This window comes from Micromonospora sp. LOL_023 (assembly GCF_048060115.1).
GTDB lineage: Bacteria > Actinomycetota > Actinomycetes > Mycobacteriales > Micromonosporaceae > Micromonospora_E.
Genome location: NZ_JBHMIM010000021.1, coordinates 1 through 22,839, shown reverse-complemented (window position 1 = coordinate 22,839; position 22,839 = coordinate 1). Strand labels below are relative to the sequence as shown.

29 protein-coding genes are annotated in these 22,839 nt (G+C 70.4%); 15 read left to right on the top strand and 14 right to left on the bottom strand.

From position 1 onward, the window contains the following. The first annotated feature begins 13 nt into the window (after positions 1–13). Together ACFHVL_RS13705 and ACFHVL_RS13700 are read left to right on the top strand one after the other, a co-directional pair. Positions 14–838 carry a carbohydrate ABC transporter permease gene (locus ACFHVL_RS13705; protein ID WP_416628178.1) on the top strand — a complete coding sequence of 275 codons (825 nt, stop codon included), beginning with the start codon at positions 14–16 and terminating at the stop codon, positions 836–838. Between the two features lie 2 nt (positions 839–840). After that, positions 841–1,488, top strand: coding sequence for a hypothetical protein (locus ACFHVL_RS13700; RefSeq protein ID WP_416628101.1), 648 nt, complete (start codon positions 841–843; stop codon positions 1,486–1,488). Between the two features lie 174 nt (positions 1,489–1,662). On the opposite strand, the gene ACFHVL_RS13695 is transcribed toward ACFHVL_RS13700, so the two are convergent. From ACFHVL_RS13695 to cysS, 3 genes are all read right to left on the bottom strand, one after another. After that, complete coding sequence (locus ACFHVL_RS13695; protein ID WP_416628099.1) at positions 1,663–4,314, bottom strand: Hsp70 family protein; 2,652 nt, start codon at positions 4,312–4,314, stop codon at positions 1,663–1,665. Positions 4,315–4,388: 74 nt separating this feature from the next. Next, the gene (gene rlmB, locus ACFHVL_RS13690; RefSeq protein ID WP_416628098.1) at positions 4,389–5,510 is read right to left on the bottom strand and encodes a 23S rRNA (guanosine(2251)-2'-O)-methyltransferase RlmB; all 1,122 of its coding nucleotides are present in this window, start codon (positions 5,508–5,510) and stop codon (positions 4,389–4,391) included. Continuing rightward, positions 5,510–6,937 carry a cysteine--tRNA ligase gene (cysS, locus tag ACFHVL_RS13685; RefSeq protein ID WP_416628097.1) on the bottom strand — a complete coding sequence of 476 codons (1,428 nt, stop codon included), beginning with the start codon at positions 6,935–6,937 and terminating at the stop codon, positions 5,510–5,512. The genes rlmB and cysS overlap by 1 nt, the downstream gene beginning before the upstream one ends. A gap of 42 nt (positions 6,938–6,979) precedes the next feature. Between cysS and ACFHVL_RS13680 the strand changes: the two genes are divergently transcribed. Continuing rightward, the gene (locus ACFHVL_RS13680; protein ID WP_416628095.1) at positions 6,980–7,669 is read left to right on the top strand and encodes a helix-turn-helix domain-containing protein; all 690 of its coding nucleotides are present in this window, start codon (positions 6,980–6,982) and stop codon (positions 7,667–7,669) included. Positions 7,670–7,678: 9 nt separating this feature from the next. Here ACFHVL_RS13680 and ACFHVL_RS13675 read toward each other — a convergent pair whose 3' ends face one another. From ACFHVL_RS13675 to ACFHVL_RS13665, 3 genes are read right to left on the bottom strand one after another with little or no spacing between them, the layout of a single operon-like run. Then, positions 7,679–8,356, bottom strand: a complete 678-nt coding sequence (locus tag ACFHVL_RS13675; RefSeq protein ID WP_416628094.1) for an HAD family hydrolase — start codon at positions 8,354–8,356, stop codon at positions 7,679–7,681. Between the two features lie 19 nt (positions 8,357–8,375). Further along, on the bottom strand, positions 8,376–9,779 hold the full coding sequence (locus tag ACFHVL_RS13670; protein ID WP_416628092.1) for a class II fumarate hydratase: 1,404 nt from the start codon (positions 9,777–9,779) through the stop codon (positions 8,376–8,378). Continuing rightward, positions 9,763–10,011 carry a hypothetical protein gene (locus ACFHVL_RS13665; protein ID WP_416628090.1) on the bottom strand — a complete coding sequence of 83 codons (249 nt, stop codon included), beginning with the start codon at positions 10,009–10,011 and terminating at the stop codon, positions 9,763–9,765. The genes ACFHVL_RS13670 and ACFHVL_RS13665 overlap by 17 nt, the downstream gene beginning before the upstream one ends. Here ACFHVL_RS13665 and ACFHVL_RS13660 point away from each other — a divergent pair. Together ACFHVL_RS13660 and ACFHVL_RS13655 are read left to right on the top strand one after the other, a co-directional pair. After that, positions 10,010–10,249, top strand: a complete 240-nt coding sequence (locus ACFHVL_RS13660) for a hypothetical protein (protein WP_416628089.1) — start codon at positions 10,010–10,012, stop codon at positions 10,247–10,249. The genes ACFHVL_RS13665 and ACFHVL_RS13660 overlap by 2 nt on opposite strands. A 173-nt stretch (positions 10,250–10,422) precedes the next feature. Beyond that, entirely contained in the window at positions 10,423–11,436 is a 1,014-nt protein-coding gene (locus ACFHVL_RS13655) for a helix-turn-helix transcriptional regulator (RefSeq protein WP_416628088.1), read from the top strand. 12 nt (positions 11,437–11,448) lie between these two features. On the opposite strand, the gene ACFHVL_RS13650 is transcribed toward ACFHVL_RS13655, so the two are convergent. Both ACFHVL_RS13650 and ACFHVL_RS13645 read right to left on the bottom strand, forming a co-directional pair. Beyond that, the gene (locus ACFHVL_RS13650; protein WP_416628087.1) at positions 11,449–12,147 is read right to left on the bottom strand and encodes a cation diffusion facilitator family transporter; all 699 of its coding nucleotides are present in this window, start codon (positions 12,145–12,147) and stop codon (positions 11,449–11,451) included. Further along, positions 12,144–12,524, bottom strand: a complete 381-nt coding sequence (locus ACFHVL_RS13645; RefSeq protein ID WP_416628086.1) for an ArsR/SmtB family transcription factor — start codon at positions 12,522–12,524, stop codon at positions 12,144–12,146. The genes ACFHVL_RS13650 and ACFHVL_RS13645 overlap by 4 nt, the downstream gene beginning before the upstream one ends. Before the next feature lie 68 nt (positions 12,525–12,592). Here ACFHVL_RS13645 and ACFHVL_RS13640 point away from each other — a divergent pair, with 68 nt between their 5' ends. Next, positions 12,593–12,916, top strand: coding sequence for a hypothetical protein (locus ACFHVL_RS13640; RefSeq protein ID WP_416628084.1), 324 nt, complete (start codon positions 12,593–12,595; stop codon positions 12,914–12,916). A 175-nt stretch (positions 12,917–13,091) separates the two neighbouring features. Here the strand turns inward: ACFHVL_RS13640 and ACFHVL_RS13635 are convergent, their stop codons facing one another. Beyond that, positions 13,092–13,529: a nucleotide triphosphate diphosphatase NUDT15 gene (locus ACFHVL_RS13635; RefSeq protein WP_416628083.1), complete on the bottom strand. Its 438-nt coding sequence runs from the start codon at positions 13,527–13,529 to the stop codon at positions 13,092–13,094. Between the two features lie 176 nt (positions 13,530–13,705). On the opposite strand from ACFHVL_RS13635, the gene ACFHVL_RS13630 reads away from it, so the two are divergent. Beyond that, on the top strand, positions 13,706–15,181 hold the full coding sequence (locus ACFHVL_RS13630; protein WP_416628082.1) for an RICIN domain-containing protein: 1,476 nt from the start codon (positions 13,706–13,708) through the stop codon (positions 15,179–15,181). 45 nt (positions 15,182–15,226) lie between these two features. Here ACFHVL_RS13630 and ACFHVL_RS13625 read toward each other — a convergent pair whose 3' ends face one another. The 5 genes from ACFHVL_RS13625 to ACFHVL_RS13605 form a co-directional block, all read right to left on the bottom strand. Beyond that, positions 15,227–15,622, bottom strand: a complete 396-nt coding sequence (locus ACFHVL_RS13625; RefSeq protein ID WP_416628081.1) for a type II toxin-antitoxin system VapC family toxin — start codon at positions 15,620–15,622, stop codon at positions 15,227–15,229. Further along, positions 15,619–15,906 (bottom strand): FitA-like ribbon-helix-helix domain-containing protein, encoded by a 288-nt coding sequence (locus ACFHVL_RS13620; RefSeq protein WP_416628079.1) that lies wholly within the window; start codon positions 15,904–15,906, stop codon positions 15,619–15,621. Before ACFHVL_RS13620 ends, ACFHVL_RS13625 begins: the two co-directional genes overlap by 4 nt. 37 nt (positions 15,907–15,943) lie before the next feature. Next, complete coding sequence (locus ACFHVL_RS13615; protein WP_416628078.1) at positions 15,944–17,734, bottom strand: hypothetical protein; 1,791 nt, start codon at positions 17,732–17,734, stop codon at positions 15,944–15,946. Continuing rightward, complete coding sequence (locus tag ACFHVL_RS13610) at positions 17,731–18,141, bottom strand: DivIVA domain-containing protein (protein WP_416628077.1); 411 nt, start codon at positions 18,139–18,141, stop codon at positions 17,731–17,733. The genes ACFHVL_RS13615 and ACFHVL_RS13610 overlap by 4 nt, the downstream gene beginning before the upstream one ends. 79 nt (positions 18,142–18,220) lie before the next feature. Beyond that, positions 18,221–18,403, bottom strand: coding sequence for a hypothetical protein (locus tag ACFHVL_RS13605; RefSeq protein ID WP_416628076.1), 183 nt, complete (start codon positions 18,401–18,403; stop codon positions 18,221–18,223). A 478-nt stretch (positions 18,404–18,881) separates the two neighbouring features. Here ACFHVL_RS13605 and ACFHVL_RS13600 point away from each other — a divergent pair, with 478 nt between their 5' ends. From ACFHVL_RS13600 to ACFHVL_RS13565, 8 genes are all read left to right on the top strand, one after another. Next, positions 18,882–19,781: a helix-turn-helix domain-containing protein gene (locus tag ACFHVL_RS13600; protein ID WP_416628074.1), complete on the top strand. Its 900-nt coding sequence runs from the start codon at positions 18,882–18,884 to the stop codon at positions 19,779–19,781. Then, positions 19,778–19,984, top strand: coding sequence for a DUF397 domain-containing protein (locus ACFHVL_RS13595; protein WP_416628073.1), 207 nt, complete (start codon positions 19,778–19,780; stop codon positions 19,982–19,984). The genes ACFHVL_RS13600 and ACFHVL_RS13595 overlap by 4 nt, the downstream gene beginning before the upstream one ends. 11 nt (positions 19,985–19,995) lie before the next feature. After that, positions 19,996–20,379, top strand: a complete 384-nt coding sequence (locus tag ACFHVL_RS13590; RefSeq protein ID WP_416628071.1) for a hypothetical protein — start codon at positions 19,996–19,998, stop codon at positions 20,377–20,379. A 241-nt stretch (positions 20,380–20,620) separates the two neighbouring features. Then, positions 20,621–20,878 carry a hypothetical protein gene (locus ACFHVL_RS13585; protein WP_416628070.1) on the top strand — a complete coding sequence of 86 codons (258 nt, stop codon included), beginning with the start codon at positions 20,621–20,623 and terminating at the stop codon, positions 20,876–20,878. After that, a complete protein-coding gene (locus tag ACFHVL_RS13580) occupies positions 20,878–21,558 on the top strand; it encodes a hypothetical protein (RefSeq protein WP_416628068.1) in 681 nt (226 codons plus the stop codon). The genes ACFHVL_RS13585 and ACFHVL_RS13580 overlap by 1 nt, the downstream gene beginning before the upstream one ends. Beyond that, positions 21,542–21,973, top strand: a complete 432-nt coding sequence (locus ACFHVL_RS13575; protein WP_416628067.1) for a hypothetical protein — start codon at positions 21,542–21,544, stop codon at positions 21,971–21,973. Before ACFHVL_RS13580 ends, ACFHVL_RS13575 begins: the two co-directional genes overlap by 17 nt. A 67-nt stretch (positions 21,974–22,040) precedes the next feature. After that, positions 22,041–22,541 carry a hypothetical protein gene (locus tag ACFHVL_RS13570; RefSeq protein ID WP_416628066.1) on the top strand — a complete coding sequence of 167 codons (501 nt, stop codon included), beginning with the start codon at positions 22,041–22,043 and terminating at the stop codon, positions 22,539–22,541. Further along, positions 22,505–22,834: a hypothetical protein gene (locus ACFHVL_RS13565; RefSeq protein ID WP_416628064.1), complete on the top strand. Its 330-nt coding sequence runs from the start codon at positions 22,505–22,507 to the stop codon at positions 22,832–22,834. Before ACFHVL_RS13570 ends, ACFHVL_RS13565 begins: the two co-directional genes overlap by 37 nt. The last annotated feature ends 5 nt before the right edge of the window (positions 22,835–22,839 follow it).

Genomic DNA, 22,839 nt, shown 5'->3' with positions numbered 1-22,839 from the left:
GGCCGGCACCGGCATGCGCGCCGTCGCCCGGGTGGCGATCCTGGTCGCCATCCTGGTCGTCGTCCTCTACCCGCTGATCTGGGTGGTCGGCTCGTCACTCAAGTCGCCGACCGAGGTGGCCAGCAACCTGTCGGTGATCCCACAGGATCCCACCTGGGCCAACTACCCGGACGGCTGGAACTACCTGAGCAACATCTCGTTCGGGCGGTTCTTCTGGAACAGCACGGTGATCGCGACCGCCACGGTGATCGCCAACGCGGTCTCCTGCCTGCTGGCCGCGTACGCCTTCGCCCGGCTGCGGTTCCGGGCCCGCAAGTTCTGGTTCGCCATCATGATCGGCACCCTGCTGCTGCCCAGCCATGTGCTGATCGTGCCGCAGTACATCATGTTCAACACCTTCGGCTGGATCGACACCCCACTGCCGTTGATCGTGCCGAAGCTGCTGGCAACCGAGGCGTTCTTCGTCTTCCTGATGGTCCAGTTCATGCGGGGCATCCCCCGCGACCTCGACGACGCGGCGAAGATCGACGGCTGCTCGCCGTTCGGCGTGTTCCGGTACGTGATCGTGCCGCTGGCCCGCCCGGCGCTGGTCACCACGGCGATCTTCTCGTTCATCTGGACCTGGAACGACTTCCTCACCCAGCTGATCTACCTGCCGAGCGTGGCGAGCTACACGGTGCCGATCGGCCTGCGGCTGTTCATCGACTCCAGTGGGCAGACCTCACTCGGCCCGATGTTCGCCATGTCCGTACTCTCGCTGTTGCCGGTCTTCCTCTTCTTCCTGGCGTTCCAGAAGATGTTGGTGCAGGGCATCAACACCAGCGGCCTCAAGGGGTGACGTTGCCGCAACCTGACTGGCCGGACAACCCGGTGGCGCCGCGCGCCGACTGGCGGGACACCCTGCGGGCAGCCACCGACCTGGCGCTGCTCGGCATCGTCACCACGCTCGCCTCGGCCGGCGTGCTGACCGCCGGCGCGGCGCTGGCCACCGCCAGCACCGCGATCCACCGGTGGACGGTGGACGGCTACTGGCCGAGCCTGCGGGAGCTGGCCGGCACCTTCTGGCAAGGGCTGCTGCCTGGCGCGGTGGCCAGCGCGGTCGCCCTGGTCGGCGCGGCGCTGCTCGGCGGCAACGCCGTGCTGATCTCGGCCGGCGTGGTGCCCGGCGGCACCGTGATGCTGGCCGGCACGCTGCTGCTGATCGCCCTGGTGGCCGGCCTCGCCGGCATCGTCGTCGTCCAGATCGGCCGCGCGGGCACCGACCCGCCAGCCGGCACCGACCCGCCAGCCGGCACCGGCTGGCGGGCGGCGGCCCGCGCCACCTGGCGGATCGCCGAACGCCGGCCGCTCGCACTACTGGCGGCGGCCGGCGTGGTCGGCCTGGCTGCCCTGCTCACCGCGCTCACCATGCCGATCCTGGCGCCGATCCTGCTCGGCTACACCCTGCACGCGCTGCACAGCGTGCTGCACCGCCTCGCCCCGCAGTGACCGCCGCTGGCCTTTCGGCAACTGACTGGCGCATACAGCCAGGTCGTTTTCATCGTGATCCCCCACCGGGATCAAAATCCCCCTGGGGGATCACGGTCAAAACGCCTTCCCCTCACCGGCTAGTTACACCGAGTGACCAACTGCTCAGTCGAGTTGGCATCAGCGGGGAGAGGCTCAGTCCGCGACGAAGCGGTGTACGACGAAGCCGTCGCCGGTCGGGCAGACGATCGAGGTCTGGTCCCAGGAGCAGGCACCAGCCCGCACGTCGGCCAGCACGCCGAGCTCGCGCAGATCGCCCGGGGCCGCAGCCGGCACGCCCGCCGCCACGGCGTCATCGGGGTAGCTGCTCGGATTCTCCCGGAACCACAGCAGGTTCGCCCGGTCGAGCCGGACCGCCACCCCGGTACGGCTCAACACCTCGTTGCCGTCGGCGTCGAGCAGCCGGGACAGATACTCACCGGACGTTCGGCGTAGCAGGATGTGCTCGCCGACCGGGACCACGACGGAGAAATTGGCGGCCTCGGTCCGCCACCGCACCCCGCCGGGCGCCAGGTCGATCACCACGAGCTCATTGGTCTCGGCGCTGAACCCGGCGGACTCCAGCAGGCACACCAGCTCGGCACCGCACGGCACCATGGCCTGCAACCGCCGCTGGTCGTCCTGTGGGGTGTAGAGGTTGACCGCCTCGCTGGTGGTCGACAGGTCGTAGGCTGCCAGCCGGAAATCCCCGCTGCTGGATGCGATCAACAGCTTCCCGCCGTAAACCAGGGCGTTGTCGGTCGGCGTCGCCACGTTGCCGCGTTCGCCGAGCAGTTCGCCGCTCTTGGCGTCGAAGACCCGCGCCTGGCGGTCCGCGGTGAGCTGCACGATCCGCTGGTCGTCGTCGCGGTCCGGCGCGGTGGACTGACCGTCGAACCCGGCTGGTCCGGTCAGGTCGGCCGAGGTGGCCGCCGCGTACACGGCGGCTGCGGTGTCGTCGTACTCGTCGGCCGGGTTGTCGTGCGCCCAGCGCTCAGTGCCGTCGCGCAGATCCAGCCCGACCAGCCGGGCACCTTCGCTGTCGGACCACACGAGCACGCCGGCGCAGACGAACATCTGGTCGTCGCGCAGCACGTCGAACGTCCACAGCTGGCTACCGTCGGCCGGGTCCAGCACCACGACCGGGTAACGGGTGCTGCCCGAGGCCTCGGCGACGGCGATCAACGCCTCCGGGGTGGCCAGCAGCCCGGCCCACCTGTCAGCTTCCGCGTCGGTCGCCGCGTCCCAGAGCTGGCCGCCGGTGACCGGGTCGATCGCGACCACGCCGAACCGGCCGTCGTCGCGGACATGGCCGCCGTACGCCCGGCCATCGACCAGCTGCGTGTAGTCGGCGCTCGTGTCGTCCGGCAACACGATCGCGTCGCCGACCTGGCTGAACGCTCGGAAATCGATCGGCCGGGCCGGGTCGCGCAACAGGTAGCCGGCTGCGGCGGCGACCACCGCGATCACGGCCAGTACCGCCCCGCCGACCAGCCACGGCAACCGCCCGGAGGCTTGCCCGGTGGCCAGCCCGATCGCGACCGGCGGCGGAGCAGGCGCCATCGTCGACGCGGGTGGCGTCAGCTGCGGCGGAGCCAGCCTCGGTGCGGGGGCGACCGCCGGCGCGACCGGGACCGGACCGACCGGGCCCACTGGGTTGACCGGGCCCACTGGGTTGACCGGGCCGGCGGGCAGCTCGGCCAGGGCTCCTTCGGCGACCGGCAGCTCCGGCTGCTCCAGCACGGTCGGCGCGACGCCGAGTTCGCTGTGCAGCAGCCGGGCCACCAGGGGCACCCGCGACGAGCCGCCGACCAGGAACAGGCCGGCGAGCTGGTCACGGCCGAGGCCGCAGGCATCGATCACCCGCGCCGCCTCCAGCACACCCCGGCGTACCAGCGGGGTGGCGACCTGCTCCAGCTCGTCGCGGGTCAGGTGCACCGCCCGGTCCATCCCGGGTACGACGACCGGCGCCGACGACGACCGGGACAACATTTCCTTGGCGCCGCGCACGTCGTCCCAGAACTGCCGCCGCTCGCGCAGCTGCGCCGGGGTGGTCGGTGCGGTGAGCTGCTGGAGCACCTGCGGGTCGAGCACCCCGCCGAGGTGTTCGACCAGCGCCGCGTCCAGGTCGAGCCCGCCGAGTTCGGCGACCCCGCCGGAGCCGATCACCTCGAACCGGGCCCGGCCGTCCGGCTCGGCCCCCTCGTTGCGGACCACCGCGATGTCCAGCGTTCCGCCGCCGAAGTCGAACACGGCCAGGGCCTGCCCGACCGGCACCGGCCGGCGTAGTACGTCGGCGAAGTAGCGGGCCGCGGCGACCGGCTCGGGCACCAGCCTGGTCCCGACCGGTCCGCCAGGGCCAGCAGGACCCTGCTGGGCCGTCGGCGGCCAGCCGGCGCGGGCTACCGCCTGCGCGAGGATGTCGCGCCGCCGGCCGCCCCAGGCAGCCGGGTAGGTCAACGCCGCCGGTGGCAGGAAGCCGACCGCTTCCACCGCTGCGCGGGCGACCGCAGCGAGTACGGCGGCGAGCAGGTCGACGGTCGGGACTTCCCGGTCACCGAGCAGCACCGCCGGCTCGTCGACCCGGCGTTTGGGATTCGGCTCGAACCGGGCCGGGTCGGTCTGGGCAAGCCGCAGGGCGTCCCGCCCGACGTACAGCCGGTCACCGAGGAACACCCCGGACGGCAGGATCGGCGCGCCGTCGAAGAGCAACGGTCGGGTCCGCCCGTCCGGCCAGCGCAGCACCGCCACCGTGTTGGAGGTGCCCAGGTCGACGCCGAGGGCGAAGCCCTCGTCCTGCCCTGCCATCAGCTGTTTCCTCCGCCACCCGAAACGACCCGACCCTGGGGCATGCTACGGGTGGCTGACCCGCCGATCAGCGATCAGCCGGTGACCCGGCGGCGGGCCACCTCGGCGAGGGTGACCGCGGCGGCGACACTGGCGTTGAGCGATTCGACATCGGAGTGCATCGGAATGCTCACCCGCAGGTCGCAGGTCTCCCCGACCAGCCGGGACAGGCCCCGGCCCTCAGAGCCGACGACCACCACCAGCGGGCCGACCGATGCTTCCAGGTCGTACAGGTCGACTTCGCCGTCGGCGTCGAGACCGACCACGACGAACCCTTCCGCCTGGCACTTCTTCACCGCCCGGGTCAGGTTCACGACCTGGCTGACCGGCATCCGGGCGGCGGCACCGGCGCTGGTCCGCCACGCGGTCGCGGTGATCCCGGCGGCCCGCCGCTCCGGCACGAACACGCCGTGCGCGCCGAACGCGGCCGCCGACCGGATCACCGCACCGAGGTTGCGCGGATCGGTCACCCCGTCCAACGCGACCAGCAGCGGCGCCGGCTGCTCGACCGCCGCCGCCAGCATGTCCTCGAACGACTCGTACGCGAACCCGGGCACCTGCAGGCCGACGCCCTGGTGCAGCACGCCGCCGGTCATCCGGTCCAGCTCGGCCCGGCTGATCTCCAGGATCGCGATGCCCCGGTCACCGGCGGCCCGGACCAGCTCGGTCACCCGCTCGTCGACGTCGATGCCCTGGGCGATGTAGAGCGCCGTGGCCGGCACGTTGGCGCGCAGCGCCTCGACCACCGGGTTACGCCCGACCAGCAGCTCGGGGGCGTCCTTCGGCGGATGCGACTTCCGGCCCGGGGAGACCCGCGGGCCGGACCTGCCACCGCCACCGCCCCGGGTCGCCTTGCCGGCGGCCGGACCGCCACGGGTGCGGCCCCCGCCGCCCCAGGTGGTGTCCTTGCTGCCGGGCTGGCCGATCTTCGGGGCCCGGCCCTCGGCCGCCGCTGCCCGGCGCTCCTTCTCCTGCTTCCAGGCTGTCTTGCTCGGCAGCTTCTCGGTGCCGGAGTAGCCCTTGTGCCAGGGCCGTTCATCGGCCGGCAGGGTGCGGCCCTTACCGGTCAGGCTGGAACGGTTCTTGCCGCCGGTGCCACCGACGGCCCCCTTCTTGGGGGTGACCCGCCGGCCACGTCGCTGCGAATTGCCGGGCATCAGGTCTGCTCTCCAATGGTCCATCGGGGTCCGTGCGGGGTGTCCTCGACCGCGATGCCGGCCTGCTTGAGCTGGTCACGCACCGCGTCAGCGGCGGCCCAGTCGCGGCGGGTCCGGGCCTGCGCCCGCTGGTCGAGGGCGAGAGCGATCAGGGCGTCGACCGCGCCGCGCAGCTCGTCGGCCGGGCCGGCGGCGCCCCACGCCGGGTCGAGCGGGTCCAGACCGAGCACGCCCAACATGGCGCGGACCCGTCCCAGGCTGGCCCGGATCGCCACGTCGTCGGTATCGGCGCTGGTGCCGGCCAGCAGGTTGTTGCCGTCGCGGACCTCGTCGTGCAGCACCGCGAAGGCCGCCGAGGTGTTCAGATCGTCGTCCATCGCCGCCGCGAACACCGCCGGGACCGCGTCCGGCGCGACCGCGCCGACCTGCTCGACGGCCCGGCGGACGAAGCCTTCGACCCGCCGGTACGCGGTGGCGCTCTCCCGCAGGGCGTCGTCGGAGTAGTCGATGCGCGACCGGTAGTGCGCGGCGGTCAGGTAGTAGCGCAGCTCGACCGGACGCACCCCGATCTCGGCGACGTGGCCGAGGTCGACGACGTTGCCCAGCGACTTGCTCATCTTCGCCGCGCCCAGGTTGAGCAGCCCGTGGTGCACCCAGTAGCGGGCGAACGGCAGGCCGGCCGCCTTGGACTGGGCGATCTCGTTCTCGTGGTGCGGGAAGGTCAGATCCAGCCCCCCGCCGTGGATGTCGAACTCGGCACCCAGGTAACGCTGGCACATCGCCGAGCATTCGATGTGCCAGCCGGGACGGCCCGGACCCCACGGTGACGGCCAGGCCGCGTCGGCGGGCTCGTCCGGCTTGACGCCCTTCCACAGTGCGAAGTCACGGGGATCCCGCTTGGCCCGCCCGACGCAGTCCTCTGCCGGCTGCATCGCGTCGAGCCGCTGCCCGGACAGCGCACCGTAGTCGGCGTACGAGGCGACGTCGAAGTAGACGTCACCGCTGCCGTCACCGGCCGGGTAGGCGTGGCCGCGCTCGATCAACTGACCGATCAGCTGGTGCATCTCCGGGATGTGCCCGGTGGCACGGGGCTCGTACGTCGGCGGTGACACGTTCAACGACCGGTACGCCCCGGCCAGCACCAACTCGTTGGCGTACGCGATCGACCAGAACGGCTGACCGGCGGCGGCCGCCTTGTCCAGCACCTTGTCGTCGACGTCGGTGATGTTGCGGATGAAGGTGACCCGCAGACCCCGGTGGGTCAGCCAGCGGCGCAGCACGTCGTAGTTGACGCCGGAGCGAAGGTGACCGATGTGCGGGGCGGACTGGACGGTGAGCCCACACAGGTAGATCGAGACCTCGCCGGGCTGGCGGGGCACGAAGTCCCGCACGGACCGGGTCGCGGTGTCGTACAAGCGGAGCGTCACGGTAGAAGGGTACCGACTGGCAGCCGTCCGTACGCTGTCGGTGTGGACGCAGCGGACCTGGCCGGAGCCGACGCCGCCGGAGCCGGCCCCCGGCCGGTCGAGACGGCGCAGACCCTGGACCGGGGGCTGCGCCTGCTGCGGCTGGTCGCCGAGGCCGCCGGCGGGGTCACCGTCACCGAGGCCGCCCATCAGCTCGACGTCGGTCGGGCAGCCGTCTACCGGCTGGCCACCACGTTGGCCGCGCACGGCATGCTGCGCCGTGACACCGCCGGCCGGCTGCGGCTGGGTGCCGGGCTGCTGCAGCTGGCCCGCCGCGCCCAGCCGCTGCTGGCCGACGCCGCCCTGCCGGCGCTGCGGGTACTCGCCGAGTCGTCCGGCGCCACCGCCCACCTGACCGTCGCCGAAGGCGCCGAGGCGGTGGCGCTCGCCGTCGTCGAGCCGAGCTGGACGGCGTTTCACGTCGCGTACCGGGCGGGGTCGCGGCACCCGGTGGGTCGCGGCGCCGCCGGCCGGGCCATCCAGGCCGGCCGCGACGGTACGCCCGGACCGGTGACCAGCAGCGGCGAGCTGCAGCCCGGCGCGTACGGGGTCGCCGCCCCGGTGCTCGGCGTGCCCGGCCTGGAGGCCAGCGTCGGGGTGGTGGCGATGGGCACGCTCGACGTGCCGGCGATCAGCGCACAGGTGCAGGCGACCGCCGAGACCGTCGCCCGGCTACTCGCTGGCGAGGCGTGAACTCTCGGCTCAGAACAGGTCGGCGAGGGCGGCGGGCAGCTGCGCCAGCGTGGTGACCTGGGCGTCCGGGCACACCTCGGGCGGGCAGGACTCGCCGCGCCGGTTCAGCCAGATCGCCCGCAGCCCGGCCGCCTGCGGGCCGACCACGTCGTGCGGGATCGAGTCGCCGACGTAGACGACCCGGTCGGCGCTCGCATCGGCGGCGGTCAGCACGGCGGCGTAGAACCGCCGGTCCGGCTTCTTCGGCAGGCCGTCGACGTGCGCGTACACCTCGAAGGAGAACTGGCCGCGCAGCCCGCACCGGTCGGCGCGGCTGTTGCCGTTGGTGGCCAGGCCGACCGCGTACCGGCGGCGCAGCTCGCCCAGGGCGGGCAGCGTGTCGGCGTACGGTCGGCTGAGCTCGAACCGGCGGGCGAAGAAGATCCCGGCGATCCGGTCCAGCTCGTGCGGCAGACCGACCCGGTCCAGCGATCGGGCCAGGGCGGCACGGCGGATCGACATCACCGGCGCGGACGGGTCGGCGGCGAACGCGGCGGCCCAGTCGTCGGCCATGTCACCGAGGGTCAGCTCGGCGGCGCGGGGGGTCAGCCGGCGCAGCTCGGCGAGGACGGTCCGCAGCGCGCCGGTGACCGCGGGCCGCAGGTCGACGAGGGTCTCGTCGGCGTCGAACACCACGGTGGTTATCACCCCACCAGGGTATGCCGGCTCAGCCGGGACGGGTCATCCGCAGAACGTCCAGCGCCGCGTCCAACTCGGCGGCGGTCAGCCGGCCGGCGTCGACATGGCCGCGTTCCAGCACGACCGCGCGGATCGACTTGTTCTCGGCGAGGGCCTGTTTGGCGATCGAGGCGGCCTCGTCGTAGCCGAGGTGCCGGTTGAGCGGGGTGACGATCGACGGCGACCCTTCGGCGTACGCCAGGCAGGTCTCCGGGTTGGCGGCCAGCTCGACCACGCAGCGGCGCGCGAGCAGCCGGCTGGCGGCGGCGATCAGCCGGACCGCTTCGAGCAGGTTGCTGCCCATCACCGGCAGCATCACGTTGAGCTCGAAGTCGCCCTGGCTGCCGGCGAACGCGATCGTCGCGTCGTTGCCGATCACCTGGGCGCAGACCTGGCGTACGGATTCGCAGACCACCGGGTTGACCTTGCCCGGCATGATCGACGAGCCGGGTTGCAGGTCGGGGATGCGCAGCTCACCGAGACCGGCGCGCGGGCCGGAACCCATCCACCGGATGTCGTTGGCGATCTTGTAGAGGCCGACGGCGATGGTGCGCAGCTGCCCGGAGGTCTCCACCAGGGCGTCGCGGGCCCCCTGTGCCTCGAAGTGGTTACGGGCCTCGGTCAGCGGCAGCCCGGTCGCCTCGGCCAGCTTGGCGATGACGGCGGCGGCGAACCCGGGCGGGGTGTTCACGCCGGTGCCGACGGCGGTGCCGCCCAGCGGCAGCTCGGCCAGCCGGGGCAGGATCGAACGCAGCCGTTCCTGACCGTAGCGGACCTGGGCGGCGTAGCCGGAGAACTCCTGGCCGAGGGTGACCGGGGTGGCGTCCATCAGGTGGGTCCGCCCGGCCTTGACCACGGTGGCGAACTCGTCGACCTTGCCTTCCAGCGCGGTCGCCAACTCGTCGAGGGCCGGAATCAGCTCGTGCACCACCTGGTGCGAGGCCGCTAGGTGGATCGAGGTCGGGAAGACGTCGTTGCTCGACTGCGAGGCGTTGACATGATCGTTGGGGTGCACCGGCCGGTCCAGTTCGCGGGCGGCGAGGGTGGCCAGCACCTCGTTGGTGTTCATGTTCGACGAGGTGCCCGACCCGGTCTGGAACACGTCCACTGGGAACTGGTCGTCGTATCCGCCGGAGGCGACGTGCGCGGCGGCGGTGACGATCGCCTCGGCGATGCCGGCCGGGATCACCCCGAGGTCGGCATTGACCTGTGCGGCGGCACCCTTGACCTGGGCGAGCGCGCGGATCTGGGCGGATTCGAGCGTACGGCCGGAGACCGGGAAGTTCTCCACCGCGCGCTGGGTCTGCGCCCGCCACAGCGCGTCGGCGGGCACCCGTACCTCGCCCATGGTGTCGCGTTCGATTCGGTAGCCCTCGTCAGTCACCCTTCCCATCCTGCCCCGAGTGGCCGCACTCCGCAGATGATGTCGGCGTGGTGCTCAGTCCGCCGCCGGAGCGGGTCGGGCCACCGTCGCGCAGCACCTCGGGGGGAGTCTGCACGTTGTTCGGCGGCGCGATGACGTCGTCCAGAACCTCCTGGCGGTACATCGTCCCCTGCTCCAGATCGTCGGCGAACGCCTGCCCCTCGTCGCCCTCGTGTCCGGTGTCGCCAGTGCGTCGCCCCATGTCGCCACTCCTCCCGTCGGCGGCGGGGTGCCCCGATCGGCGGCGGCAAAACCTGTGCCGGTCGCCGGGTCGGCTCAGCTCACCCGGCGTCGGCGGCGACCCGTACCCGGTGGTTTTCGCCGTCGGAGAGCAACGCCGCCACCTGCTCCCCCTGCTCGGCCACGGCGGCGCGGTCGGTGCGGGAGAGTCCGCGCAGCCCGGTGACGGTGACCGTGCCCGCGTCGACGCGGACTGGTAGAACTCCAACGCCGCCCGCGCCTCGCCGCGAAAGTTGAGATGAGTGGTGGTGGTGATCGACAAGGTCGGCCCCTTTTGGCTGTGCGATGCAGATCCGACGGGTGTCGGGTGCGGGGCAACACTCGCAGCGGTAGCGGCCAGGTTGTGTCCGCTACCGCGGGGAGAATAGGAAACATGCCGAAAACGTCGGAGCGGCTGCTGATGCTGCTGTCGCTACTGCAGGCCCGCCCCGAGTGGCCGGGCGGGCTGCTGGCCGATCGGTTGGCGGTCAGCCCGCGTACCGTCCGGCGCGACGTCGACCGGCTCCGCGCGCTCGGCTACCCGATCACGGCGGTCAAGGGGCCGGCCGGCGGCTACCGGTTGGACGCCGGTGCCCGCCTGCCGCCGCTGCTGTTCGACGACGAGCAGGCGGTCGCCCTCGCCATCGTGCTGCGGACCGCCGCCGCCAGTGGCGCCGGCATCGGGGAGGCGGCGGCCCGGGCGCTGCACACCGTCCGGCAGGTGCTGCCGCAGCGGCTGCGCCACCGCGTCGACGCGGTCGGGGCCATCGAGGCGATCGAAGCCGTCACGGCCGGACCTGCCGCCGGGCCGGCCACTTGGTCGCCCGCCGCCCGGCCGGTCGACAGCACGACGCTGATGGCGGTGAGCAACGCCGTACGGGCCCGCGAGGTGTTGCGCTTCGACTACCGGTCACCGTCGTCGAAGCCGGTGCCGCAGCCTGTCGGTGACCCGGTGCCGGCCGCGCCCTGGCGGATCTTCCGGGCTGACCGGATCACCTTACGCGCCCCCACCGGGCCACGCTTCGCCCCGCGAGAGCTGCCGGCCGACAGCGTCGCCGCGTTCGTCACCGCCAGGTTCCGGGGCGCGGGGAGCACCAGCGGCGCGGCCGGCGCGGCGGGCTCGACCGGCTCAGGCTCCGGCTCCACTGGCTCCGGTGACTGGCCCTGCCGGGGGCAGGTGATCCTGGACCTGCCGGCCGCCGAGGTGGCCCCGTATGCGTCCGGCGGTCTGGTCGAGGAGATCGATCCACGCCGTTGCCGGCTGACCCTGGGCTCCTGGTCATGGGTGGGTCTGGCAGGCACCGTCGGCCTGTTCGACGCCGACATCGAGGTCGTCGGCCCGCCGGAGCTGGCCGCCGCCTTCGCAACCCTTGCCCGCCGCTACGCCGCCGCCGGGACGCGTACCTGATCCGATCCGCGACTAACGGCAACCGTCATCGCCGCAGTGGCAGGACGGGTCTGCCGCGGCTTCAGCCGCAGCGGGGACGGCACAGTCGTCGCAGTGCTCGCCGCGCCAGGCCTGCACCCCTTCGCGGACCGCGACGGCGGCGATCACGAGACCGGCGATCGGGTCCGCCCATGCCCAGCCGAGCCAGGCGTTGAGGACCAGACCAACGAGCAGAATCGCGGACAGGTACGTGCACAGCAGTGTCTGTGTGGAGTCGGCGATCACGGTCGCCGAGCCGAGTTCCCGGCCGGTGCGCCGCTTGGCCCAGACCAGCAGCGGCATCACGATCACCGATGCGGCGGCGAGCCCGATGCCGACCGGGGACGGTGCCGCCTCGCCCTGCCCGAGCAGGGAGCGGAGCGCGTCGACGCTGACCCAGGCGGCGAGGGCGAAGAACGACACCGCGATCAGCCGCAGCGCAAGCTGTTCGCGGGCTTCGGGCACCCGGGAGCGGAACTGCCAGATCACCACCAGCGCGCTGGAGACCTCGATGAACGAGTCGAGCCCGAACCCGATCAGTGCGGTCGAGGAGGCGGCGGCACCGGCCGCCACCGCGACGATGCCTTCGAGCAGGTTGTAGCCGGCGGTCCCGTACGCGAGGTGCAGGCTGCGCCGGTTGAGCTGGCCGCGCCGCTGCGCGGTCGGCATTGTCGTCGGGCCGGCGGCGGTCATCCGACGACCGCCGCCGTGCCGGGGCTGCCGTACGTCGGGCAGAGCGCCACGGTCGCTCCGGTCGCGGTGAGCACGCCCTCGGCGGCCCGGAGCAGGTCCATCAGCTCGGGTCGGCTCAGTGCGTAGAACGACTGCCGGCCCTCGGTGCGGTAGTCGACCAGGCCGCAGTCGCGGAGGCAGGCCAGGTGCTTGGAGACCGTCGACTGGGCCAGCCCGAGCTCACCGGTCAGGTCCACCACCCGCGCCTCGCCGACCGCGAGCCGCTGCACGATCCGCAGCCGCGTCTCGTCGGCCAGCGACCGGAACAGGGCCACGGCCGGCGTCATGCCGGCCTCGATGTTCGCGGTCACGCACTCGCCAGCTTCTATCATCGCCATTCCGCGATGATAGCCGATCCTGACGATGCTTTGTCCAGCCTCCCTCGCGATGCCGGCTGCGCCGCGCGGTGCAGACGAAACGACCGGCCGCCGCAAGCGTCGTGACCGTCGCCGAGACGCTGTCCAGCGGCGACTTCTACCCAGAGGAGGCGATCGCGGCGTACGCCTGGCCGCTGCTCGTCCAGGCCGGTGGCCTGGCCGAACTCGTCGGCGGCAAACTCCAGCTGACCGCCCGGGGCCGCACGGCACTGCGCAAACCGGCAGCGGACGTCGTCAAGGGTCTGTGGCGTTCCTGGGTGTCCAAGGCGATCACCGACGAGCTGATCCGGGTCGACAACTTCAAGGGCCAGCGCACCACCAACGTACTGACTCCGACGACCTCGACTACCTGAGCCGCCACGACGGGCTGCGCGCGGTGCGGCTGACCGGGCTCGGCGTGGAGATGGCCGGTGCGCCGAGGTAGGGCACACCATCCAGACGATTCGCGAGGATCTGGATCACGTCGAGGTGCAGCTCATACCGCGGCTGATGCCGTCGCGGAGCGCCCGGCGAAGCCGAAGGAACCGGTCAGAGATGCCGACCCTCGTCGGCTGACTGTCGCGGCAACAGCTGGGCTAGATCGTGTTGGCTCAGCAGATGCCGCATGGGGAGAAAGATCGGGCCGGGCAGCTTCGGCGGGGTGGCCCAGCAAAGGTCGACGAACTTGTCCGGCTCGCGGAGCTGTGGACTGCCCCGCAGGTGGTCGCTGACCATCCAGATCGTCACATAGTGCCGGGCCGCGTCGAACACGTCGTTGGTGACCGCACCGAAGCGTACGTCGGTGATCTCGACGCCGGTCTCCTCCGCGACCTCCCGCCGCGCGGCCTGCTCGAAGCTCTCCCCGTGTTCGAGGTGGCCGCCAGGCAGCGACCAGGTGCCGGCCCCGTGGGCTCCCTTGCGGAGACCCATCAGGAAGCGACCCTCGCTGAGCACGAAGACCGCCACACCGACCCGAGGTTGCTGCACGCCGGTCAGCTAACCCCGGGCCGCTCCGGGCCGTCAACCGCCGGCGGCGCGACGAGCTTCCCGCGACAACCTCCGATGCATTGACATCCCTGCATGCAATCGCCGACACTTGTCGGCAACACGCAGGTAACAACCTTGTTGTTAACGCTCACATCGAGGATCGCCCGGGAGGCGTCATGAGTCACCGCTGGTTGCGTCGCTTGCTGGTCGCCCTGGTGATCGCGATGACAGCGACCGTTGGCGGCGTCGCCGTCACGTCCTCCCCTGCGGCTGCCGCCACCAGCCACTTCCGCGGCATGAACTGGGCGGTGCTGGGTGACAACTTCAGCACCGGCCCCCTCGTCGTGCACGGCTTGAGCATGTCCGACAGCAACGCGACGGTGCGCGCCAAGGCCAACGCCATCTACGACGACATGGCGTCCACCATGGGAGTCAACACCGTCCGGCTGCCCATCAACACCCACACGGTGGGGACGGCGTGGTGGGAGGCCTACCGGGGCGCCATCGACGCCGCCACCGCCCGCGGCTTCAAGGTCATCCTGGCCTACTGGGAGGACGGCGCCGCCTCCGGCGGCCGGGTCACGAACCTCGCGGCGTGGAACGCGATGTGGTCCACAGTCACCAACACCTACGGCTCGAACTCCAACGTCTACTTCGAGCCGATGAACGAACCACACGGCTACAGCTCGACGGAGTGGCGCAACGTCGCGGCCAACTGGCTCAGCTACCACTACTCGGCGGTGCCCGGCCGGGTGCTCATCGGTGGCACCGGCTACAGCCAGGACCTGCGGGACGTCTGCAACGACAGCCGCTTCAACGCGACGCTGTTCTCCTTTCACCACTACGCCTTCTTCTACGGCGAGATGACCTACGACGCCTTCCGCAGCCACATCCAGACCCGCCTCGGCAACTGCGCCTCCCGCGCGGTCGCCACCGAGTTCGGCGCTCCTATGAACGACGGCCGCAACTACGCCAACGCGACCAGCACCGACAACTTCGTCCGCCACATCCGCGCCATGGCCCAGGTCATGCGCGACAGCCAGATGGGCGGCACCTACTGGCCCGCCCTCGGCGGCAAGCCCGGCAACATCGGGTACGACTGGTACTCGATGTTCTCGCTCAGCGGCAGCGGAACCAACCTGCACCTGACCGTCCGTAACCCCTCCGGCGCCGACCGGATCCGCTACGGGTGGGGCGACACCGTCAGCGACGACCCCACGACACCGCCGACGGGGACGTTCTACCGGATCGACGTGCGCCACAGCGGCAAGGCCATGGACGTCCAGTCACCGAACACCGACAACGGTGCGCGCGTCGGCCAGTACACCTACAACGGCAACGCGTGGCAGCACTGGCAGTTCCAGGACGCCGGCAGCGGCTACTGGCGCATCATCAGCCGGCACAGCGGAAAGTGCCTCGACGTGGTGAGCGTTTCCACCGCCGACGGTGCCGAGCTGATCCAGTACACCTGTGGCAGCGGCACGAACCAGCAGTTCCAGATGGTTGCCAACGGCGGCTACTTCCAGCTCCGGGCACGGCACAGCGGCAAGTGCGTGGATGTGCCGGCCGCCGCGACCGGAGACGGCGTGATCCTCAAGCAGTACCCGTGCAACACCGGTGCCAACCAGCAGTGGTCGCGTACGGCCGTCTGACGAACCGCCCGGTCGGGCCCCGGCCCATGGTGGTCGACGCAGGTGTCATGCGACGAGTTCGACCCGGCAGTAGGCGCTCGCGGCTCGGGCGAGTTTGCCGTCGGCGGTCACCAGCGTCAGTGCGCGGCGTTCCGCGAGGGCGACGTAGGGGGCGTCGTAGGCGCTGATGTTCGCCTTGACCTGCCACATCCGCGTGAACAGATCGTCAATCGGGACGGTTTCGACGCCCAGGCGGCTGATCCGGTCGACCGCCCGCGTCGCCATCTCATCGGTGAGCTTTCCGCCGAGCACGAGCCCGCGCATGACGGAGAAGACCTCGACCCTCCAGTGTTCCGGCGCCGCCCACTCGGGGTCCCGACCCAACACGGCACGGGCCTTGCGCCCTCGGTCGTCGCTGTACACGAGCATGCTCACGATGACCGAGGCGTCGACGACGATCACGCGACGTCCCGCCCGGAGGACGCGTCGTCGGGGAGGTCCCGTTCAGCGCGGGCACGGGCCAGCAGCTCGGCGGCGTCCGGCGCGGTCGGTCCGGCCCCGCCGCTGCCGCCGTCGAGTTCGTCGCTGAGCTCGGCGAGGAGTTGCCGGTTGCGGCAGAAGTCGGCCTGACGGTTGAGGACTGCCAGCAGGTACGCCTGCAGCGACTGGCCGCGTTCGCGGGCCTGCTGGGCCAGGAGGTCCCGGACTTCCTCCGGCACGTCACGGATGGTGAGCACGACAGACATGCCTGCATTTTGACTGCACAATGCTTGCAGAGTCAAGTCAACTCCTCGGGTGATCCGGGCTGGTGGTGTGGGTGCCGTCGGGGTGCAGCCGGATGGTGGCGGCGTGACCGGGGTGGGTGGCGGCGAGGCGGCGTACCTCGGTGATGAAGGCTGCGGTGTCGGGAGCTGGACCGGCCGACGCGGCCTGTTGTGGGACGGACATCGGCTTCTCGGGATCGGCGGGGATGGTGGCGCGCAGTGCGCCGTACAGGTAGCGGTGGCACAGTGCGACCGCTTCGGGCAGGGCGGCGCAGGTGGGCACCGGGTCGACGGCCATCGGGGCGGCCGGCTCGGCGACCTGGACCGACCAGCTGTAGCCCTGCAGCAACTCCGGGTGGCCGACGGTGTCGGCGTGGTCGACGACGGTGAGGTCCAGGGCGAGGCCGAGGCCGCGGACGAGTCGGGCCAGCTCGTCAAGGGTGGGGCCGGGCCAGTCGTTGGCCCGGACCAGGATGCGGGCGCCGTCGTGGGCGGCGGCGGCTTCGGCGAGGTACGCGGCGACCGGGTCCCCGCCCCAGTTGCCGACCTCGCTGACGCCGGTGCGGAAGTGCTGGTCGAGGACGTGTTCGCCGTCGAGGTCGGTCAGGTCGGTCGGCTCGACGCCGAAGCCGGCCGCCATCGGGCCGATCTGGTAGTGCTCGGGCAGTTGCCAGACGGTGGTGCCGGACTGTCGGTCGGTGAGCGCGCGTACCGGCGGGGTCGGGTCATCGTCGGGCCGCCAGTTGCGGTGCACCGTCCGGCCGCGCAGGTCGGTGACGGTGACCACGACGCCGCGCCGGACCTGGCGGGTGCCGTAGCAGTCGGTGCAGTACGGCGGATCGGCCACGTCGGCGCATCGGGTGCACGGGTGGGTGGGGATCGCCTCGCCCCAGTATTTCGGGGTCGGCGGCTCCCAGCCGCGCCGGAACCGGCCGCCGACCGGTGTCGACGACTCGGTGTCGTCGGGGCGCAGGCTGGTGTGCCACCAGTGCCGGTTACGCCAGATCGCCTGCGCGCCGCCGTGCTGGTCGGCATCACTGAGCATTCGGCGTTCGAGCTGGTCGAGGTCGTGGCCGCCGGGGTGGCCGGCCAGTCCGACCGGCACTGGGCGCGGGGTGAGGGCATCCTCGGTCAGGTAGTGGGCGGGGGTGTCCCGGTCGGCGACGGACAGCCCGGACGCGGCGCGTTCCGGGCTGATCCTGGCAAGTGCCGTCGGCAGGTCGGCCGCCCAGCGGTGCGCGTAGTCGGGGACTTTCCCGCCGGCGAGTTCGAACCGGATGTCCCAGCTGATCCCGCTGCGCGTCGATGCCGGCCGGGCTTCGATCACCAGGTCGACGTGCAGCTGATCGGCGACGGCGCAGAGCCGGCCGAGCAGCCGGGCGGGGTCGGGTGCCGGCGGCTCGGTTGCGCGGCCGATCAGGACCAGCCACGGTGTGCTGCGCCGGTCGGCGAGCGCGACGGCCTCCCACTTGTGGCGTTCCCCGGCTGGGCTGCCGGGCTGCCACTGGATCGGCAGCATCAGCCCGGACGACGGCTGCCGGCCGGGTTCGTCGGGGAAGTCCGGGTCGCGCAGCGTCGCCGCGGCCACCCCTGCGCGGGTGGCGAGGTCGGTGACGATCGGGGCGTACGGCAGCCACCAGGTGCCGCCCGGCGTCGGGATCGGCGTGAACGTGCCCGGCACCAGGCTGGTCGAGGCGACGGCCCCGGTGTCGAGGTTGGCGACGGTGAAGACGAGTTGCGCCCGCCGCCGCTCGGACCCGAACCCGACGACGCGGACCGAGCCGGCCGGGACTCCGTTGACCCCGGTCATGCCGCCACCCCCGCCCCGAACCGCTGGAACTGCTGGAACTGCTCCGACTGCCAGTCCCGCAACGCCTGCTTCACCCGCACGTTCTCGTCCTGAGTGGCGGCCAGCTCGGCGCGCAGGGCGGTCAACTCGTCGGCGACCACGTGCAGAAACGCGCGTACCTCGGTGGGGTCGCAGCCGCGCCGGACGCGGTCGCCGAACTGACGGTCGCGGACCAGGCCGGGGCTGATCGACGGCCGCACCGGTCGGCCGTAGTAGTGGGCGACGGCGTTCGGGGCGCGCCGCACCGGCGGGCGCGGCCCGGTCGCGTGCGTCGTGGGCCGGGTGTGCTGGGCAATCTCGGCGAGCAACCGCCGGGCCCGCCGGCTGCGCACCGGCGGCCGGCGGAACAGGTCAAGGATTCTGCGCATGGCAGGGACCACCTTTCGAGGTCAGGGCGGGTGGGTCGGTCACGAAAACTTCAGGGGGTACGGGTGGGGAGGTCGCGGTTCACGTCGTGGTGTTGCCGTTGCGGCGGCGGGCCGGGGTGGGTGCCGGTGTGGGCGCCCAGCGCAGACCGGCCCGCTGGACGAAGATCTCGCGGCGTTCACGGGCTCCGCCGTCGGGCCCGAGCACGTAGCCGGCGAGCCAGACCCAGCCCTGGTACGTCCAGCGCGCGTCCACAGTCGTCACCCGAAAGCGGAAGCCTCGGCCGGCCGCGAACTGCACACTCGCCCGAGCGTCGATGATCAATACGTCGCCGGGGCGGGGATCTGTCGGAGGCTGATCGGCCGGCACGTTACCGATGGGCCGCCGACACCGTCCATCGACCGCAGACGGGGCACCATCGCGATTTGATCTTGACACAGAAGAGCCCCACGAAGAACCCGAGCAGGACTCCGGAAGCCAATGCGCCAAACACCATGATCAACCCTTCCGATTGGGCTGGGGAGTGACCGGGCGGGTCGTTGCCGCGACCCGCCCGACCACCTGGGATTTCAGCGAAACGCAGCGGGAAAACGATCATGAAATCGCCGCTCCCCGCGATTCAGCAGCCGGCCAGTTGATCAACCGTCCACCTTCGATGCACCGCCTACGTTGGCACCAAAAATGTGATCTTGCAACTCATCACTTCGCAAAAATTTGCCGTAGATTTGGTACTCGCCAATAGGTGCGCGCATGGTGCACACTGTCCGCTGTGGCAGGAATCCAGACCATCCAGCGCCGTCGACTCGCAACGGAGCTCCGCGCACTTCGCGAAGCCGCCGATCTGACGCTCGACCAGGTCATTCAGAAGGTGAAGATCGGCAAGTCGACGCTGTCGCGCGTCGAGAATGCCCAGGTCTCGGTGACGACACGGAACGTCACGAAGTTGCTGCGCCTATACGGCGCTCCCGCCGAGAAGGCAGCCGAGATCCTCCAGCTCGCTGGCGAGGCCCGTCAGCACGGCTGGTGGCTCGACTACTCCAGCACGTTGCCGAGCTGGTTCGCCGAGTACGTTGCCTTCGAGCATGAGGCAACTCAGCTTCGCGCCTATGACGTCCAGCTCGTCAACGGTCTACTCCAGACCACGGACTATGCACGCGCCATCATCAGCGCCGAGTTCCCGGGCGCTCCGCCGGAGAAGATTGAGGACCGGATCGACGTCCGCCTCGCCCGGCAGCGAATCCTGGATCGCCCCGACCCGCCCCGGATGTGGTTCGTCCTGGACGAAGCAGCGCTCCACCGCCCGATCGGTGGCCCGCAAGTGATGGCAGCTCAACTGGAACACTTGATCACGGCAGCTCAGCGGCCGTCGATCACCGTCCAGGTGTTGCCGTTCCGGCAGGGCGCACACATGGGCATGGGCGTGTCCTTCGCGATGCTCGACTTCAGCGAGCATCCGACCGTGGTCTACCAGGAAAATCTCAGCAGTGCCGTGGTCCTCGAAAAGGACTACCATGTGGAGACGCACGGGCTGGCGTTCGACCACCTCCGTGCGACCGCGCTCTCACCCGCCGACTCGCTGGCCTTCCTGCGGATGAGGGTCGAGGCGCTGCTGGAGCAGGGAGCAAGGGAGAGCACCGAATGACTACCACCCCTCGTGGCCTGGATCAGGCGATCTGGCGCAAGAGCACCCGCAGCAACGGGCAGGGCGCATGCGTCGAGGTGGCCACCAACGTCCCCGCCACAGTCCTCGTACGCGACAGCAAAGACCCTGCCGGCCCGGCACTCACCTTCCCCCCCGCCGGCTGGACGTCCTTCCTCTCCACCCTCACCCCCGACACCCGCTGACCGAACAGCACGTGGATCCGAGCCTCACCGCCGAGCAGCTTGCCGAGGCCCTACCCGCCAAGCTGCTCCGCGCACACCGGGTCCAGATCCTCGATCACCGAGGCGAACGCCCAGCTCGCAAGCGGCGAAACCGCGATCGGCCGTCGCTACTCGCCGATGTCGTAGATGTTGACGCCCTGGAAGCGCTCGCAGCGGCGCTACGCCTCCAGCCCGAGTCCGGGCTGATGGACTGGATGTCCTCGCCCAACTACTGGCTCAAGATCACCGATAGCGACGACACCGAGCTGATCACGCTAGGCGTGATACCCGGCTGGCTGCGCTGGGAGCCGTACGACGACCTCCAGCTCCACCAGCCCGAACTGCTGACCAACTGGCTCAGGCGGAATCTCGGCTAATTCGGGCGTCGCGAGCAGCCTGTGCCCCGCCGAGTGGAGGGCTCAGGTACCTAATTCGCCTTGGATTACGTGTCTGAGCCCTCCACTCGGCGGCGTACCGAGATGTCCCAGAGGGATCTACGTGACAGGTGTCCGTCGCACAGGGTCGCCAGCCGGTAGCTTGTCGACTATGGTCGGACCCACCGAACGAACGTGAGCCGCCGTCCCGCAAGGCGGCTCCGCGACCGGGGAGGCCGGCTCGGTGAGCGTCGACGACGTCAAAGCCCAGCTGGGCAAGGGTCTGGAGAGCGCTCGCAGCAGCATGAACACGTTGCAGCAGGCAGCCGCAACAGCGGGCGAAGCACTGGACTTGGCCAATTACACCTGCCAGGGCAGCAACCACGAATCGGCGACTGCCGCCCTGAACAAGGCCAAGTGCGCGCTCCACGAGATCGAACTGACGATCGCCCGGCTAGACGCCGGGACCGAGCTGGTCGACACGTACCGCGCGAGCCTTTGATGAGTGGGACGGTCGCCGACGTCATCGCCCAGCTCACTCGGGCATCCACCGGCCTCAGCTCGGCCGCCGCGACGGCCCTCCGCGCCCAACAGGAAGCGGTCGAAGCGCATCAGACCCTCTCCGGAGCCAGCGTAGGCGCGACCGCACACGCGGTCACCAACGCCACCACCGAGTGGAAGACCGCCGCCGACAAGGCCACGAAGGTGGCCCGCCTGCTCATGGAGGCAGTCAGACACCTCAACGCCTACGCCAACCGCATCAGCCCCGGCTCGGCACCTGCCGAGGCCACGCTCACCGGCCCCACCGGTGAAGAACTCCTCGCCGACACCACCCGCCGCTCCGACGCCCGCCGAGGTGCCGGGAGCTTCCTGGATCGCTTCGCGCGACGCGCCGAGGACCTTCAGGACGCGGGCAAGACGACCGGGGATGTCGGCAAATCCAGTTTCGATATCCTGCGAGACTTAACCACTCCTCCATCAGGGACACAGTCGACCACTGGCACGTCGCCCCCTACAGTGGCCTTCACGGACACGAGATTGAAGTTCGACGCCGGCGATGCGGCGGGCCACCTGGTCGTAGCTGCTCTCATCGCCGGGCTAGCCGCCCGCCGGGCGGAACGACCCATCCGATACATCCGACAAGGTCTAGCGAGGTTGCGTAAACGTGGGCATTCCGACTGAACTCGGCGATCTCCTCCGAGCCATGGCTCGACGCGACTGGGGCACGATCGACCAGTTGACTGAGGCGCTTGACTCAACAAACTGGCAGGGCGCGATCCCCGTGATCGGAGCAGCATTTGCGATAGCAGTCGACCAGAACTTCGGGCCAGAACCGGATCTGAACAAGATTTCCTCTTTCGTCGCGAACCTCCGCAACCAGTACCAACGCGGAAAAGAGCTGCCTGCCCTCCAACTGGAGGGTCTGATCCGTGCCGCGCTCGGCGAAGCCGAACTCCTGGATGGCATCCCCACCGACGTTGCCTTCTCAGCTCAGATCGTGATCCTCGGAACGCTGTTGCAGGATGCGCAGTGGACCGAAGCCGAGCTGGAAGAGTTCATCCGCGAGGTCGAAGAGACCGCTGACCAGTACATGTAGCCGACGCGTCAGGTCTGACCACCAGTGACCAAGATCGCATGGAGACAGGAGGCAAGGTGCTTGAAAAGTGAGCGCCGACGAGAGCCTCAGTGACCTGATCCGTGTCATGGCTCGGGGTGACTGGGGTACCGCAGATCGGCTTCTCGTCGAGATTGGTGACGACGGGCTACGGGAAGGTCCACAGACCATCTCTGCAGCCTTTCTCCTCGCCGTGCAGCGTCGATTCGGCAAGGCACCCGACCTTCAGCAGATCGCCAACTTCGTCGCCGCTACCCGTCAGCGGTACGCGGACGGTCACGAACTGCCAGCCCTGGCGATGGAGGGCATGATCCGAGGAGCCCTCGGCCAAACAGACCTCCTCGACGGGATCGAGCCGGACGTCGCCTTCTCGACTCAAATCTTGCTCCTCGGCACGCTACTGCAGGACGAACAGTGGACCGAGACGGAGTTGGAAGACTTCATCAGCGAGGCTGAGGAAACCGCCGCCGAATACCGGCAACCACCACAGATTTTCCCAGGACGGTCGAGTTCGTGGACGAAGAGACGAAATTCCTCCGCACTATCTTAATTCGAGACTGGGAAGCATACGAATCCTTCATCCGACAGTTTGAGGAACAGAGCAAGGGCACGTCCGTTGCCATCATCGGCTACGCCTTCTTCGTCGCAGTCCAGCGGCGATTCGGCCAGAATTTCGACCCAGGCGAGGTCATGAGGTTAGTCGCCGATACGCGAGCGAACCTCGCCGAGGGACACGAACTACCAGCAAAGGAAGCCGAAGCTCTCATCTTCGCGATGCTCGGAGGGTCATTCAAAACCCGGTGCGGTGGTTCTGAAGACCTCCAGGGCGGTGACGGTGCGTAACACGT

Bases quoted from the DNA above. Each gene is read 5' to 3' on its own strand.
- ACFHVL_RS13705 (WP_416628178.1), top strand. From the start codon at position 14: ATGCGCGCCGTCGCCCGGGTGGCGATCCTGGTCGCCATCCTGGTCGTC.
- ACFHVL_RS13695 (WP_416628099.1), bottom strand. From the start codon at position 4,314: ATGGCAGGGCAGGACGAGGGCTTCGCCCTCGGCGTCGACCTGGGCACC.
- rlmB (WP_416628098.1), bottom strand. From the start codon at position 5,510: ATGCCCGGCAATTCGCAGCGACGTGGCCGGCGGGTCACCCCCAAGAAG.
- ACFHVL_RS13670 (WP_416628092.1), bottom strand. From the start codon at position 9,779: ATGGGAAGGGTGACTGACGAGGGCTACCGAATCGAACGCGACACCATG.
- ACFHVL_RS13660 (WP_416628089.1), top strand. From the start codon at position 10,010: ATGTCGCCACTCCTCCCGTCGGCGGCGGGGTGCCCCGATCGGCGGCGG.
- ACFHVL_RS13665 (WP_416628090.1), bottom strand. From the start codon at position 10,011: ATGGGGCGACGCACTGGCGACACCGGACACGAGGGCGACGAGGGGCAG.
- ACFHVL_RS13655 (WP_416628088.1), top strand. From the start codon at position 10,423: ATGCCGAAAACGTCGGAGCGGCTGCTGATGCTGCTGTCGCTACTGCAG.
- ACFHVL_RS13650 (WP_416628087.1), bottom strand. From the start codon at position 12,147: ATGACCGCCGCCGGCCCGACGACAATGCCGACCGCGCAGCGGCGCGGC.
- ACFHVL_RS13645 (WP_416628086.1), bottom strand. From the start codon at position 12,524: ATGGCGATGATAGAAGCTGGCGAGTGCGTGACCGCGAACATCGAGGCC.
- ACFHVL_RS13630 (WP_416628082.1), top strand. From the start codon at position 13,706: ATGAGTCACCGCTGGTTGCGTCGCTTGCTGGTCGCCCTGGTGATCGCG.
- ACFHVL_RS13620 (WP_416628079.1), bottom strand. From the start codon at position 15,906: ATGTCTGTCGTGCTCACCATCCGTGACGTGCCGGAGGAAGTCCGGGAC.
- ACFHVL_RS13615 (WP_416628078.1), bottom strand. From the start codon at position 17,734: ATGACCGGGGTCAACGGAGTCCCGGCCGGCTCGGTCCGCGTCGTCGGG.
- ACFHVL_RS13610 (WP_416628077.1), bottom strand. From the start codon at position 18,141: ATGCGCAGAATCCTTGACCTGTTCCGCCGGCCGCCGGTGCGCAGCCGG.
- ACFHVL_RS13595 (WP_416628073.1), top strand. From the start codon at position 19,778: ATGACTACCACCCCTCGTGGCCTGGATCAGGCGATCTGGCGCAAGAGC.
- ACFHVL_RS13580 (WP_416628068.1), top strand. From the start codon at position 20,878: ATGAGTGGGACGGTCGCCGACGTCATCGCCCAGCTCACTCGGGCATCC.